The following is a 14,582-nucleotide window of genomic DNA, read 5'->3' as shown; positions in this document are numbered from 1 at the left end:
GCGTTAAGTGCCAGCCCTTGCGAAGATTTGCCGCCGCCCAAAGAATGACCGACCGCCACCGGTATAGCCGATCCGATACTGAAACGTCACTGCCGGGGACGTGGCCTACCAGTTGCTGCGGCTGCACCCGGACAGCGGCCTGCCCTCGGTACTGACGCTGGAGAGGAGTGATCAGCGGGTGGGCGCCCATAGTCGGTCGGCGTCACCGGCGGCGAGCCGGCCCCGGTAGACGTCGATCTTGTGGTCGATGAGCTCGAGGTTCTCCTGCAGCTCAGCGAGTTTGGCCAGCACGTCGGCGCGGTGGGCCTCCATGAGGGCGAGTCGTTCCCGCTCGTTACCGTGCCCGGCGGATACGAGCTGGGCATAGCGGCGGATGACCCTGATGGGCATCCCGGTGGCGCGCAGCTTGGTGCAGACGGTGATCCAGTCGAGGTCGAGCTGGCAGTAACGCCGCTGGCCGCCGTGGGTTCGTTCGACGGGGGTGACAACCAGGCCGGCGCGTTCGTAGTAACGGAGCGTGTGCACGCTGACCCCGGTGCGGCGAGCGGCCTCGGCGATGCTCAGGCCCGCCTGGGCGTTGGAGCGGGCGGGCCCGGATTCCGGCTGCGGCCTGACTTCGAGCACGCTCTAAATCCTAGCGTTCGTGATCACGAGCGCTTCATCGCCGCTGACGAGCACGGCCGGGGCGCGGCCGTGATGGGCCGCACCAGGAACCGCCTACCGACACCGAGAATCCACCCCGACCTCCTGGCCACGAGCTTTCACACCTTGCGGCTCGACCTGGCCCCGTCCAACCCCCAAGAAATGATCTGGCGGGGCGTGATCGTGATGATCTCCCGAGAAAAGCCCGGCATCGGCGGCTCATGATCCGTCAGAGCCACCGCCGAACCTCGGATCTCGATGCCGCGCGGCACCCATGGGTCCACCGAGGCCAGGTCGTCCACGACGAACGACACGGTGCTGCCTTCCTGGACGTTCCTGAACTTCTTGGACGCTCCCAGCGCGCCGCCGCCGATCGTGATCGTGCCCGCAGCGGCGTCCACAAAGAAATTCACGGGGTTGTTCTGCACCTGACCAGCCGCAGAGACGGTGGCCAGGCGACCGAGGTGCTGGCTGGTCAGATAGTCAAGTTCCGCCTGTGTGAAGATCACGCGGACCAGCCTGCAACCTTGATATCAGCGCGGTCAAACGCACACAGAAGCTCAACCGCGCTCGGTAGCGCACTCCTCGGACCGCGGCCGGGCCGAGGTCGGACGGGTCATCTGAGCGACCTCGACACAGTCGCCCTGGGTGATGGTGCTCTCGCTGCGGCTGGACTTCCTCCAGATCGTCATGAGAATCGTCCCATCGCTTGTACGAGCAGGTCCAACGAAGCGTCTTTGGGCAATGCGACGTCGCCGATGAGATCGAACCACACTCGGTAGGAATTTGTCTCGGTTGCGTCCTGTATGAGCCGTCCACCACCGGGCGCGATCGTGTAGACCGAATCCGCTCCACCAACAGTCATGATCTTGAAGGAGCCGTCCCGACCGGCATGGGCGCCAACGGACTGCGGCACCACACGCACGCCGATATGCGGACGTTTGGCCAGATCGATTACGTGAGCGAGCTGGTCACGCATGATCTCGGCGGAGCCGACGGGTTGAGTGATCACATATTCGTCGATGATCGCCCACACGCGGGGCGGAGGGGTGCGGTGAAGGCATTGCTGCCGCTCGACCCGGGCCTTGGTCCCCGCTTCCGCTCCCTCGGTTCCCGCCGCCTCGAACATCGCACGGGCGTAGTTCTCGGTCTGGAAGAGGCCAGGCATCCAGCCGAGATTCCAGCTACGGAGTTCGTCTGCACTGGCCTCCAACTCCAGGTGGGTCGCGAGCCAGCTGATGTCGTGCCCGAGCTTGGCGAATCTGACCAGGCGGGTGTAGAGGCCGCCGGTGCGCCAGGCGTCATCGATCTTTACTGCGTGTTTCGCCTGCAGCTTCGTCTTGCCGGATTCAACGTAGGCGACCAGAGACCGGTCTCGGCCGATGATCTCGCCGACGACGGCGAGGGATATGTCGCGCTCTTCGCGCTGTTTCCTGAGGTCGAAAGCGATTAAGTCCCACAGGTTGCGGTCCGGATCGAATCCACTGCGGTAGCGCATCGTGACTCCTCTCGTTGAATTTCATGAACTCTCCTGGTCAAAGTAGCCAGGCGAGGCGCATGCTGTCCGGTGAACACAGAAAGTGGCGAGAGAAGAGCGATGGGTAACGATGATGACCCTCAACGAACCTCGACTCGCGGCAGCCGCCGACCCTCTGGCCGCCGTGATGCCCGCTCCGGCGATTCTCCGGCCGTCATGGATCGCACTGAGCGTCAGCCGTGCGTCGGTGGCCAAGGCCAGACGCTTCGCCGCCGACGTCATCGCGGAGCACGTCACCGGTCCCGGCCACGCGGACGACATCGTGCTGGTCGTCTCGGAACTCGTAACGAACGCCCGGCGCGCCGCGACCGAGGTCCAGCGATGGGAGGCCCGGGATCTCCCCCTGCGATTCGGCGTTCTCGCCACCGACCGGTACGTGCACCTCTACGTTACGGACCCCGACCCACGCCCCTTCCAGCCGAATCCGGCGCCGGCGAACGGCTGGGGCCTGGGGATCGTCGACACGTACGCCACGGCCCGCTGGGTCAGTTACACCGAAGTCGACAAGACCGTCCACGCGCTCATCGCCGCACCCGGCGTCACACTGACCGCAGCCGAGCTAAAGGAGGAAACAGCAATCATGGGCAAGCACAACGAGCAAGTGGACTGCTCCGCCTGCAACGGCAAAGGGGGGTCGTGGAAGAGCAACGACGGAGACCGATTCTGGGCTCCGTGCGCTCTGTGTAACGGAAAGGGCAAACAGTGAACGCGCAGGAGGCCCTCACGGCCGTCCCCAGGGAGCCGTTCGTTCCGGACCAGATCTTCGTACGGGACGAGCATGGCTGGCTGGTGCCCCTGCGGCGCACCGACGACCCGGAGCGCTGGCGGGAGCAGGTGGCCGCCGACGATGCGATCGTCACGCGGACCGCTTTCGATCCGGCCATCCCCAGGGAGCTGTGCGACGCGACGACGGGCCGGGGGGTCGAGGCGACCAGTTCCAGCAGCGCGCCGTACATCATGGCTCGCGTGATCGACGCGTTGGAGCTTCGGCCGGGCATGCGGGTCCTCGAAATCGGAACGGGCACCGGGTACAACGCCGCCGTTCTGGCACACCTGCTCGGCCCCGAGAACGTCATCTCGATCGAAATCGATGAGGTAGCCGCACAACACGCACGCAGGGCGTTGGAGGTGGCCGGGTATCCCGTACAGGTAATCACCGGAAACGGCGAGGAGGGCCACCCCCAAGGCGCACCGTACGACAGGATCGTCGCCACCGCGTCGGCGCACACCGTCCCCATCGCGTGGGTAGAACAGGTTCGGCCAGCCGGGATGATCCTTGTCCCCTGGGCGCCCACTTTCCATCCGGACTGGCCTTTGTGTCGCCTGATCGTGCGGCCGGGCGGCATCGCGGAGGGCCGTTTCGTCGGACCCTCGCCGTTCATGCCGTTGCGGGACCAGCCGGTAACGCCACGCGCCATGCAGGAGGCCGAGGAGAGATGGATCGAAGCGGGCAGGCCCGACTGCACCAGGTACGGCGTCACCGTGACCCCCGCAGGGCAGCACGTGTGGCTCGACTCGCCCGGCAATCCGATCGCCTCCTGACGATCCGCCACCAGTGAACGCGGAAAGGTCGCCCAGCAGCACGCACACCGCCACCACTACCGCAGAGCAATGATGGCTCACGGCTCGACGCCCGAGACGACCGCCCCTAAGTCGGTGACCCTACGCCGACGCCTCATAGCCGAGGTCGAAGAACTTGCCGGGCCTCGTGGTTTCTCGTCTGTCACCGACCAGGCTCTATCGCAGTGGGTGGCTCGAGAGAAGCTACGCCGCGCGATCGCCGACTATGAGCAGCGGGCCGGCGTCATCTCGACCGAAGAGATGGCGGCCATCGAAGCTGAGATCGGTGGTCTGTGAGCCGCAGCGACGTCGCCGGACGCACACCGCTGAGGCCGCGCGAAGCTCCGGCGAGAGTGTGGTGCAGTCCCTCGATGGCCCTGCCGTCGTGCTGGATGCTCAGGGATTGTCGCTGCTGGCCGAGGACGATCACCAAAGTCTAGGCGGCAATCCGCAGCGGCCTCGTACGCGTTCCACCACATTCTCGCGCGGGTGTCCGCTCGGACGTTTTCGACCTCGCCCTGACCCCAGGGCGATTTCAAGGTTGCCCGTCTGGGGTTATTGTCGCCTGATGCCGGATTAGGTGCGACTGCGTAGCGTGACCGGTAGGCGGCCGATCCGCCGCAGGAGCTGTCGCGGTTGCCGGGCGCCCGCCGAGATCCGGTCGGGCAGCGGTTCGCCGCGCCGAGTGGAGGACACCCGCCCGGGGGGTGCCGGTCACCACCGACGCCGCGCACACCCGCGCCGACACCGCCCGCTATCGCCCGGCCTCGCGTGATAAATGCCCACGTAATGGGCACCGACGGCACGTCACCGCCTCACCCGCCGTCCGCTGAGATGATAATTTTCTCGTCTCAGCGGACGGCGGGGAAACACAGGGTCCCCCAGGGCGATTTCAAGTTTGCCCGTCTGGGGTTATCGTCACCTGATGTCCGGATCGATTGCGGCTACTTAGCGTGACATGAAAATGAGGATGACCTTCTGTCCGTGATCACGGGCGTTTCCACGCTGCCACGATCAGGACAAGAAGGTCACCGATGCCAGTTTCGCATGGCCAAGCTCAGGTCTCGTCGCTGCTCCAAGCTCAAGGAGACCGTCCAGGCGATCGGCCGCCGCCCCATGCGCGCTGTCCCGCCGATCACATAGCGTCCCAGCCACCGATCAGCAGCGGACCCTGGAATCGCCCTTGGCTTACTGTAATAAAAGACGGAGGCTGACCTCTGGCAGGTGATTATCACCAACGTTTCGCACACGTTCGTACTGGAGCCGTCGAGCGCGCCCATCCGCAACCTGGTCACCAAGCTTGGCGGTCAGCCAGCATGGCTGGCCGAGCCGCACTGGCCGCTGTCCCGGCAGCTCGGCCGACCGATGAAATTCCTGGGCCAGTTCCAGATTCCCGGTGAGAAACTGCGGCTGGCATACCTCTTCATGACCGATGATGACGAATTCGTCAACGGCACCTGGGAGCCCGAGGGCGGCGAGAACGCGCTCATCGTTCAGCCTGGTCGCGTACCCGGATTCGTCACCACGATGGCCGAGGCGGAAGGACCTTCGATATGCGCCGATGTGGCTGTGGAACTGATGCCCGCATCGAAGGATCTCACGGACGACGTCGACGCCAGGCTGGGCGGAGAGCCCACCTGGCTTCAGGCTGAAGAGTATCCCTCCGGGGGCGACTGGGCATTCCTCTTCCAACTCGACTACGCCACCGAGCACTAGGATCCTCTGCCGCTCTGCGGTGCGGGCAGGCGTACGGAATGCTCGGCTAACACCGGTGACCAGGCGGGTTTCACGGCGATTCGCCGCCTCTCCACCGTCGTTGACCGAGCATTTGGTCCGCGAACGAGGCAGCAGCGGCAGTAGCATCCCGTGGTGGCCAGGGACTGGGAGTGGGACGAAACGCTTTATGCCGACAGTGCCCCGCATTACGCCGTCGGTCGGATGCCCTACCCACTCAGTCTTGCCGACGCCGTCCGGAAGGAACTCGGCCTCGACGGCCGCGGCCGGCTGCTGGACGTCGGCTGCGGTCCTGGGTCATTGACACTCCTGCTCGCACCCATGTTCGAGGCGGCGATCGGCGTCGACGCGGATCGCGGCATGATCGTCCAGGCATCCCGCCGTGCCGGCGAGACCAACGCCACGAACGTCCAGTGGCGGCAACTGCGTGCCGAGGACCTGCCTGCCGACCTCGGCACCTTCCGGGTGGTCACGTTCGCCCAGTCGTTCCACTGGATGGATCAGGCCCTCGTAGCCCGTCGGGTCCGCGGCATGCTCGACCCGAGCGGTGCCTGGGTCCATGTCGGCGCCACCACCCACCGAGGCGTGCCGGGTGATGATCCTCTGCCGCACCCGCGTCCGCCGTGGGACCGTATCGACGAGCTCGTCGCCGGCTACCTGGGGCCGGTTCGCCGCGCCGGGCAAAGCCTGTTGCCCACTGGGACCCGCGCCGGCGAAGAGGAGATCATGAGGCAGGCCGGCTTCACCGGCCCGACCCGGATCGAGGTCGGCGGTAATCGGATCGTGGAGCGGGGGGTCGACGACATCGTCTCGGCGGTGTTCTCGCTCTCCAGCTCGACACCGCACCTGTTCGCCGCTGAACTGCCGACGTTCGAAGCGGACCTGCGTCGCCTGTTGACGCAGACGTCGGACAGCGGCCGGTTCTCCGAGCGGACACGAGAGATCGCCGTCGTGGTCTGGCGCCCCTGAACCCGCCACCACCACCATGGTGATCTACTTCTGAGTGCGGTGCGGTGCGGGCGTACGGAATGCTCGGCGAAAATCGCAGGCGGGCAGGGTTTCAGGGGATTCGCCGCGTCCCGGCGGCCGTTCACCGAGCATTCGGCCTGGGCGGTGACAATGCCCGGCAACAACTCGTCAGCGGGCCGTTTGGCCGTTCGCAGCGGCCGGCTGTATGGGCCGGGCCGCCAGGCCCTCGACGAGGAGCGACAGGAACCGGTCCCCAGCCTCGGGCGTCCAGGATGCCTGGCGTGTCGCCCAGGCCATGGCGTTGACCGCGGCGAGCAGTTGGTCGGCGTCAAGATCGGCACGTATATGACCGGAGCTCTGGGCTCGGGCCAGCAGGTCGCCGGCTGCGGCACGGAGTCCGGCGCATGAGGCGTGCAGGGTCGAGTCCGGATCGTGCAGCGCGCCCATGACCGAGGCGGGCAGCCCGTCGTAGCGAGCCGATGCCACGGCCAGTTCCCGTAGCCAGACGACGAGGGCCTGGCCGGGGTCGGGGGAGGCGATGAGGTCCGTCGCCCGGGTGCGCAACGTGTCGAACCCGTGCCGCAGCAGCGTCTCAAGCAGTGCCTCCCGGGTGGGGAAATGCCGGTACAGGGTCGCGATGCTGACCCCCGCCCGGCGTGCCACCTCCCGAAGGGAAGCGTCAGTCCCCCGCTCCGCGAAGGTCGCCCGCGCTGCGGCCAGGAGGTGCTCATGGGTGCGCCGGCCGTCCGCACGGACGGGAAGGTCGGCCGGCGGCGGGTTCACGTCGGTCATCTCAGGCCCTCTCCAGTCTCAGACTTGCTAACCGAAGCACTGCTACGGATAATAGGAGCACTGCTTCGCTTATGTCGAAGCTTATCTCTGGACTCCTCTACGAGCTGACGAGGTGATGTACCGATGCCCGAGGAACTCGATGAGTGGCATGCCCAGGCCGGCGGCTACGTGGCGCGGCCGAAGTTCGAGGTCTACGCCGAGAAATATTCGCGCTACTTCGTGATGCGCCGCCGTGACGGGATCATCGAACTACGGATGCACACCGACGGCGGTCCCGCGCAGTTCGACTTCGCGGTGCACAACGCCTGGGCCCAGGCCTGGCAGGAGGTCGGCAACGACCCCGACAACGAAGTGCTGATCATCACCGGCACCGGCGACCAGTGGCTGGGCACCCCCGAGACCATCGCCGCCGATCCCGCGGAGGTGGCGAGCGGGCTGATGAAAAAGCCTCGCCCCAAGGACTTCGCCTACGAGCACGCCTACTACGACGCCACCAAGCTGCTGGAGAACTTCGTCTTCAGCATCGACATTCCCACCATCGCCGCGATCAACGGGCCCAGCCCGGCGCATACCGAGTTCGCACTGCTGTGCGATATCACCCTGGCCGCCGAGACCGCGACCATCATCGACCCGCATCTGCTGGCCGGCACCGCGCCCGGCGACGGGCAGCAGCTCACCCTCCAGGAACTCATCGGCACCAAGCGCGCCGCCTACCACCTCTACACCGGCCTGCCCATCGGCGCCCGGCAAGCCCTCGAACTCGGCCTGGTCAACGAGGTGCTGCCCACCGACGGTCTCCTGCCCCGCGCCTGGGAGCTGGCGGAGGGCATCATGAAGACCCCCCGCGCCGCCCGCCGCTTCACGCACGCCATCGCCCAGCGGCCCTGGAAACGGCGCCTCGTCCAGGATCTCGGCTTCGGCATCGCCCACGAGATGTACGGCATTCACGCCGACCGGCTCCTCGGCTAGTTTGCAGGCGTACGGAATGCTCGGTGAACATCGTTGAGCGAGCGGGTTTTGCGGCGATTCGCCGAGTTCCCGCCGCCCTTCCCCGAGCATTCCGTTCGGCCTCGGCCGGGGATCGGCTCGGTCGGCCTGAGGATTTGCGGCGCGCCGTTCCTACCAGGTCAGACGCCATGTGCTCACGTTGGCGAGCTTCCGGTGAAACGTGTCATTTTAGCCACTGTGAGCCGCTGCACCGCCCGCGTACCTTCGACTCAACGGGTTCCTCAAGTCCGGCAGGCCGCATCCAGCCACGTCGTTTTCCGGGCCTGTTCGCACGGCCCGAATGCGCGTGGCGTTCCTCATCGTTCGTGAGGCCAGAACCCCTTCAGTTCGTCACACCATGGGAATGGCACATGCTGCAGTACATCTCGCCGATCGGCGTTGGCATCGCCTACGCGCTGCTGATGTCTCTCATCCGCGAACCGCATCGGCGGCGCGTCAACGCGCTCATGATCGCCGGAGCCGGCGCCGCCTACCTGAGCGGCGGCGGTTTGGGCGGCTGGGAGTTCGCCTTCACCGCGCTGCTCGTCTACGTCGCCTACCGTGGCCTCGAATCGTGGACGTTCATCGGCATCGGCTGGCTTCTGCACACCGCCTGGGACGTCATCCACCAGCTCAAGGGCCACCCCATCGTCCCCTTCGACCACAGCTCGTCGCTGGGCTGCGCGATATGCGACCCGGTCATCGCCCTGTGGTGCTTCAGCGGTGGTCGGTCACCACGAGAGCTGTTCCGCCGGACGAAGCGCTCAGCGGCGGTTCAGCACCAGACGGCCTGACCACGATCTCGGACGCGAGCCCGGCCCTTCGGGGCCCGGTCGATCCTGCTCGTCCGGATGTCGGACGACGGCTGGACGGGCGTACAGAACGCTCGGCGAACATCGTCAGGCGGACAGGGTTTTAGGGGGATTCGCCGCGTTCCCGCAGCCGTTCACCGAGCATTCGGTACGGCAGGAGGAGGGAGTCGCGGATCGACGCCGCTGCGAACCCGGCGTCAGGGCCGAACGGCTCAGACGTGTTCGAGGGTGCGTTCCTCGGGCCGGGCCGCCGGCGGGGCGGGCCGACGACGCCGGCCGGGGAACCACCAGTTGGCGTGGCCGAGGAGGCTCATCAGCGCGGGGACGAGGACGAGGCGGACGATCGTGGCGTCCACGGCGACGGCGGCCGCCAGGCCGAGGCCCATCATCTTGACGGTCGAGTCCGGCTGCGGGAGGAAGCTCAGGAACACGCAGATCATGATGAGCGCGGCCGAGGTGATGAGCCGGGCGGTCGACGCGATGCCGGTGACGACGCTGCCGTGCGGGTCGTCGGTGCGGAGGTACTCCTCGCGGATCCGGGACAGCAGGAACACCTCGTAGTCCATGGACAGCCCGAACAGCAGCGCGAACATGAACAACGGCACGAACGACACGATCGGCACGGGCTGGTCGAGGCCGAGCAGGTCGATCCCCCAGCCCCACTGGAAGACCGCGACCACCACGCCGTACGCGGCGCCGATGGACAGCAGGTTCATCAGTGCCGCCTTGATCGGCACGATGATCGACCGGAACGCGATGACCAGGAGCACCAGCGCGACCGCCACGACGGCGATCACGACGTACGGCATGCGCTGCTTGACGATCGTCGCCATGTCGATGATCGCTGGTGACTCCCCGCCCAGGTACGCGCGGGCTCCGGGGTGGCGGGCCACGATCGGCGGGATCACCGACCGCCGCAGCCGCCGCACGAGGTCGGCGGTCGCGGCGGCCTGCGGCGGGGTGGTGGGTACGACCTTGACCGTCGCGCTGTCGCCGGCGACGACCGGCGCCTCGACGGACGCGACGCCGGGCACCCGCTGGAAGCCACGCCGCAGCTCCTCGCCGAGGCGACGGGCCTCGGGGTTGGGCGTCGGCTTGTCGTTCGGACTGACCGCCAGCCGTCCGCCCGGCTCCTGCCGCAGTGCCGTCCACCCCTTGGCCGTCTTCGTGGTCTCGGTGGACTGCGGCGGCCGTACGGGGCCGGGAACCGTGGCGACGACCACGAACGGGCTGTACCAGCCGGGCCCGAACTCCTTCGCCGTCACGTCGTACGCCCGGCGCGCGCCGTTGGAGTGCGGCAGTGTGCTGTCGGCCATGATGCCGAAACGCAGGCTCAGCACCGGCAGCGCGAGGAACAGCAGCAGAAGCGTCGCCCCGATCGCGTACGGCCAGGCGTGCCGGTCGACGTGCCGGCCCCAGCGCTCCCAGCGGTACGTGGAGCGGTCGGGCCGTAGCCAGGGCAGCCGGTACCGGTCGATGTTCGTGCCGAGGGCGCCGAGCACGGCGGGCAGCAGGGTGAGCGCGCCGGCCACCATGAGGGCCACGGTGATCGCCGTCGCGAGTCCGATGATCCCGATGAACGTGATGCCGGAGAACCACAGGCCACAGATCGCGAACAGGACCGTGCCGCCGGCGAACACCACGGCATGCCCGGAGGTCGCGAGCGCCCGGCCCACCGACTCCGGAACGCCCATGCCCTCGGCGAGCTGCTGACGGTGGCGTGTGACGACGAACAGCGCGTAGTCGATGCCCGCGCCGAGGCCGAGCATGGCCGCGACCATGGGCGCGGTCGGATGGACCTGCCAGATCCCCGCACCGAAGTGGATCAGCGAGTACGCCACGGCCATCGCGCAGAGGGACACGACGATCGGTACGCCGGCCGCGAGGAACGAGCCGAAGGCGAACAGCAGCACCCCGAGGGCGAGGATGACGCCGACGCCCTCCTTGGGGCCCGCCGTGGGCTGGTTGAGGATCGTCGTCATGATGCCGCCGAAGTCGACGTCGACGCCGGCCTGCCGGGCCGGCTCGGTCGCCTCTTCGAGGGCGTGCAGGTCGTCGATGGACAGGTCGCGGGCGGTGCCCTTGAAGTGCGCGACGGCGACGACGGCGTTCGCGCCCTTGGCACCGCCGGTGTGGCCGTAGGGGTTCTCCGCCATGGAGACGCGGGGCAGCGCGCCGACCTGCTGGATGGCCTTGCCGACCTGCAGCGCGACGCGCCAGTCGGACAGCGAGACGCCCCGCTGCGGGTGGAACACGATCGTGGCCGTCGGCCCGGTGACCTCGGGGAAGTTCTTGCGGAGCAGGTCGATGGAGCGCTGGGTCTCGGTGCCGGTGAGGCGATCCTGCTGGACGAAGGTGCCGCCCTTCACGACGCCGAGGACTCCGGTGCCGACCGCGGCGGCGACCCAGATGAGCATCACCCACCGCGCGTGCCGGGCACAGAACCGCCCAAGCCTCTCCAGAATCCCCGACATGTTGACAGAACAGCATGCGATGCCAAAGTTTGCAACGCCTGCAAGTTCGCACTCAGTGTATATATTGGTGAGATGGATCACATGGGCCTGCGGGAGCGGAAGAAGCTCCATACCCGGCGGGCGATCGCGGCCGCCGCCCTCCGCCTGTTCGCCGAGCGCGGCTACGAGGAGACGACGATCGCGGACATCGCCCAGGCCGCCGACGTGTCCCCGCGCACGTTCTTCAGCTACTTCCCTTCCAAGGAGGACGTCGTCTTCGCGGAGATCGACGAACGCCTGGCCGAGGTACGGGAGGGCGTCGCGCAGCGCCCCCCGGGCGAGACCCCGCTGGAGTCCATGCGACGCATCGTGTTCGCGATGATCGAGGCGATCGCCGCCGCGCACGGGGAGTACGGCGCCATCCAGGTCCAGTTGATCCTCGAGCGGCCCTCCCTGCAGGCGCGAGCACTCAAACGGATGAACGACACCGAGCAGCATGTCGTCGAACGGCTGACCGAACTCTCTCCCGACCTCGACGAGATCGACGCGGTCGTCATAGCCGGCGCGCTCGTCGGTGGCATGAAGGCCGTCATCACCCACTGCCGCGCCCACGGGTACGCCCCGGCGGCGACCCGCGAGGCGGTCGACCGCGCCCTGGCCATCGTCGAACACGGCCTCGGCTCCGTCCCCGCCCTGAACCGCCCCGTCCCGTGAATCGCGCCGACATGAACGATGCCGCACCATTCGCGGCGCCGTGAAAACTCCATCGCATTTGACATCGATCAAAACCGTTGCGACTGAAATGTGCTGCGGGGATCGTAATCGATGCCAGTAATCGCCACCGGACATAAAGACCCGGACCGGCGATTCTCAATTCCCCCCAGGCGAGGAGAATTTCATGACGGCACCAGCGAGGCTACGGGCTATCCTGTCGCTAGCCCTGGCCACCGTGATCACCACGGGGTTGACCGCGAGCGCTACCGCTTCCGCCACGTCGGCGAATACGACCACCAAGACGGCTGACCAGACCGTCACCGTCGACGTTGCGACGATGTCGGACAGTGAATTGGCCGCTATCGACCCGGCCGCCAAACTGGACCCACCTCAGTACAGAATCCGCGTAGCGATCGCGAAGAATGCGACCACGCAGATCGGGCAGCCGGAGCACCCCTCGCAGTGCGGCGGTAAGGCCAACTGCTACCCGAAGGCCTACAAGGTCAACAAGGACGTCGCCCGGCCGGCCGAGTGGTGCGGCGTTTTCGTCAACTGGGCCTGGACGCGAGGCGGAGCCACCAGACAGCCCTCAATGAAGGGCAAGGACATCGACCAGGGCCACTGGGCGACGTACTGGCAGAAGTGGGGAAAGAAGGTCGCGCGCTGGCACAAGACGCCCGACATCGGTGACGCGATCGTCTACGGCAACTACCCCGCCAGCACCCACATCGGTGTGGTCGTCGGCGTGAAGTACCAGAATGGAAAGGTGGTCCAGGTCCGGACCGTCGAAGGCAATGTCGGGGACAAGGTCACCGATAAGAAGTGGCGCAAGATAGGCAGCCTCTACGGGCGCGGGTACAAGGCGAGCGGCTTCGTCTCGCCCGTGGTCGGCGGCTGACGGACCGGACGGCAGGTTCCGCGCCTCCTGACGGTAGAGCCCAGAACGTCTCCGCCGCCTGACCAATATGGTCAGGCGGCGGAGACGTTTTTGCAGATCACAACGGTATCAGGCCGCGTCGAACGGATTCGAACAGGGTCGAACAGCCAGAGCCTTGCCGGTGGATCGCCGCCTCTATAGATCTAGGTGGCACCAACCCGCAACGTCGACCGGAGGGCCGTCATGCTGCGGATCCACTTTGAACCTGCAGACCTTGCTCGCACCACCGTTGCTCCATCAGCAGACGTGCTCTGGGAAATCCTGCTGAGTCTGCACGCGCTCCAGGAGCGCAACGAGGAAGTCGCTTTGGACGGATGGCGGCGACGCACTCGTCCCCTCATTCCCGCATCGCTCTGCCCGTTGGTCGAGATCGCACCGCCGCGTGGCTACTCCGCCGACTTCATCACTCCGACGCGCGGGACAGGCGACCTGGGCGAGGGCATAGAGAGAATCCTGGCCACCACGCCGGACGAGCTCGCACGCGACTTCACCGAATTCGCGCAGCAGGGGCAAAGGCCGTTCATCTCGCGGTCGCTCGACCCCAGGGAGGCCGTCCGCCGGGTGGCCCATGACGTGGAGAAGTTCTTCAAAATCGCGCTCGCGCCTTACTGGAGACAGATCTCCCGCGACATCGAGGCAGAACGCACGCGGCTCGTCCAGACGCTGGCGGACCACGGCATGGAACGCACGTTGGAGACGCTTCACCCCTACGCGCGCTGGGACTATCCCGTCCTGCACATCGACGATTACGTCGACCAGGACGTCCACCTGGACGGGCGCGGCATCGTGCTCGTCCCGTCGTTCTTCTGCCGGCACCACCCGATCACTCTCCGGGATCCCGAACTGCCGCCCCTGCTGGTCTTCCCCGTCAGCCGACGCACGTGGCTGGGGAAGCCGGAAACCAACGAGGCGACCAGATCCGAGCCGCTGGACGGGCTGCTCGGCCGAACGCGCACCACGGTGCTCAAGACGAGCACGACGGGTTGCAGCACGACGGATATCGCCAAGGCGGCCAACATCTCCCCCGCCTCGGTGAGCCATCACACCAAAGTGCTCCGGGAGGCCGGCCTCATCACCACCCGACGCGACGGCTACTCCGTCTGCCACGAGATCACGAATCTGGGGCTGAGCCTGCTCACGTCGACCGCAGGGGCGCCGATCGCACAGCAGCGCCCTCTCGTACCCGAACAGTTGAGCCGACAGGCAATGTGACCGGCATTCAACGCCTCTCAAAAGCGTTGTGAGGTATCGGTTATCTCGGCAATTCTCTTACCAGTTCGATTCAACACGCCACAGCCGGATCATCAATAGACAAAATGGTTCGGTTGGGGGGGGGGGGGGGGGGGGGGGGGGGGGGGGGGGGGGGGGGGGGGGGGGGGGGGGGGGGGGGGGGGGGGGGGGGGGGGGGGGGGGGGGGGGGGGGGGGGGGGGGGGGGGGGGGGGGG

At 67.0% G+C, this 14,582-nt stretch carries 15 protein-coding genes; 10 read left to right on the top strand and 5 right to left on the bottom strand.

Going from position 1 to position 14,582, the window contains the following annotated elements:
- Positions 1-171: 171 nt before the first annotated feature.
- The 3 genes from NE236_RS38355 to NE236_RS38345 form a co-directional block, all read right to left on the bottom strand.
- Positions 172-624: a MerR family transcriptional regulator gene (locus NE236_RS38355; RefSeq protein WP_252847204.1), complete on the bottom strand. Its 453-nt coding sequence runs from the start codon at positions 622-624 to the stop codon at positions 172-174.
- A 137-nt stretch (positions 625-761) separates the two neighbouring features.
- Positions 762-1,151, bottom strand: a complete 390-nt coding sequence (locus NE236_RS38350; protein ID WP_252847203.1) for a PPOX class F420-dependent oxidoreductase — start codon at positions 1,149-1,151, stop codon at positions 762-764.
- A 179-nt stretch (positions 1,152-1,330) separates the two neighbouring features.
- Positions 1,331-2,140 (bottom strand): helix-turn-helix domain-containing protein, encoded by an 810-nt coding sequence (locus tag NE236_RS38345; RefSeq protein WP_252847202.1) that lies wholly within the window; start codon positions 2,138-2,140, stop codon positions 1,331-1,333.
- 109 nt (positions 2,141-2,249) lie between these two features.
- Here NE236_RS38345 and NE236_RS38340 point away from each other — a divergent pair, with 109 nt between their 5' ends.
- The 5 genes from NE236_RS38340 (at position 2,250) to NE236_RS38320 (ending at position 6,442) form a co-directional block, all read left to right on the top strand.
- Positions 2,250-2,885, top strand: a complete 636-nt coding sequence (locus tag NE236_RS38340) for an ATP-binding protein (RefSeq protein ID WP_252847201.1) — start codon at positions 2,250-2,252, stop codon at positions 2,883-2,885.
- Positions 2,882-3,721: a methyltransferase domain-containing protein gene (locus NE236_RS38335; protein ID WP_252847200.1), complete on the top strand. Its 840-nt coding sequence runs from the start codon at positions 2,882-2,884 to the stop codon at positions 3,719-3,721. The genes NE236_RS38340 and NE236_RS38335 overlap by 4 nt, the downstream gene beginning before the upstream one ends.
- 69 nt (positions 3,722-3,790) lie before the next feature.
- Positions 3,791-4,036 carry a hypothetical protein gene (locus NE236_RS38330; RefSeq protein ID WP_252847199.1) on the top strand — a complete coding sequence of 82 codons (246 nt, stop codon included), beginning with the start codon at positions 3,791-3,793 and terminating at the stop codon, positions 4,034-4,036.
- Positions 4,037-4,963: 927 nt separating this feature from the next.
- Complete coding sequence (locus tag NE236_RS38325) at positions 4,964-5,455, top strand: hypothetical protein (RefSeq protein ID WP_252847198.1); 492 nt, start codon at positions 4,964-4,966, stop codon at positions 5,453-5,455.
- A 150-nt stretch (positions 5,456-5,605) separates the two neighbouring features.
- The gene (locus tag NE236_RS38320) at positions 5,606-6,442 is read left to right on the top strand and encodes a class I SAM-dependent methyltransferase (RefSeq protein WP_252847197.1); all 837 of its coding nucleotides are present in this window, start codon (positions 5,606-5,608) and stop codon (positions 6,440-6,442) included.
- 168 nt (positions 6,443-6,610) lie between these two features.
- Here NE236_RS38320 and NE236_RS38315 read toward each other — a convergent pair whose 3' ends face one another.
- Positions 6,611-7,234, bottom strand: coding sequence for a TetR/AcrR family transcriptional regulator (locus NE236_RS38315; protein ID WP_252847196.1), 624 nt, complete (start codon positions 7,232-7,234; stop codon positions 6,611-6,613).
- A gap of 123 nt (positions 7,235-7,357) precedes the next feature.
- Here NE236_RS38315 and NE236_RS38310 point away from each other — a divergent pair, with 123 nt between their 5' ends.
- Positions 7,358-8,203 (top strand): enoyl-CoA hydratase/isomerase family protein, encoded by an 846-nt coding sequence (locus NE236_RS38310; RefSeq protein ID WP_252847195.1) that lies wholly within the window; start codon positions 7,358-7,360, stop codon positions 8,201-8,203.
- Between the two features lie 389 nt (positions 8,204-8,592).
- A complete protein-coding gene (locus NE236_RS38305) occupies positions 8,593-9,015 on the top strand; it encodes a DUF6010 family protein (RefSeq protein ID WP_252847194.1) in 423 nt (140 codons plus the stop codon).
- A gap of 230 nt (positions 9,016-9,245) precedes the next feature.
- Here NE236_RS38305 and NE236_RS38300 read toward each other — a convergent pair whose 3' ends face one another.
- Positions 9,246-11,450 (bottom strand): MMPL family transporter, encoded by a 2,205-nt coding sequence (locus NE236_RS38300; RefSeq protein ID WP_252847193.1) that lies wholly within the window; start codon positions 11,448-11,450, stop codon positions 9,246-9,248.
- A gap of 129 nt (positions 11,451-11,579) precedes the next feature.
- Here NE236_RS38300 and NE236_RS38295 point away from each other — a divergent pair, with 129 nt between their 5' ends.
- The 3 genes from NE236_RS38295 (at position 11,580) to NE236_RS38285 (ending at position 14,349) form a co-directional block, all read left to right on the top strand.
- Positions 11,580-12,200, top strand: coding sequence for a TetR family transcriptional regulator (locus NE236_RS38295; protein ID WP_252847192.1), 621 nt, complete (start codon positions 11,580-11,582; stop codon positions 12,198-12,200).
- A 184-nt stretch (positions 12,201-12,384) separates the two neighbouring features.
- On the top strand, positions 12,385-13,098 hold the full coding sequence (locus NE236_RS38290) for a C40 family peptidase (RefSeq protein ID WP_252847191.1): 714 nt from the start codon (positions 12,385-12,387) through the stop codon (positions 13,096-13,098).
- Between the two features lie 222 nt (positions 13,099-13,320).
- Complete coding sequence (locus NE236_RS38285) at positions 13,321-14,349, top strand: ArsR/SmtB family transcription factor (RefSeq protein WP_252847190.1); 1,029 nt, start codon at positions 13,321-13,323, stop codon at positions 14,347-14,349.
- Positions 14,350-14,582 lie beyond the last annotated feature (233 nt).

It is taken from the genome of Actinoallomurus purpureus, assembly GCF_024055795.1.
GTDB lineage: Bacteria > Actinomycetota > Actinomycetes > Streptosporangiales > Streptosporangiaceae > Actinoallomurus > Actinoallomurus purpureus.
The sequence above is the reverse complement of the archived record's forward strand: the minus strand, read 5'-3'. Positions and strand labels throughout refer to the sequence as shown.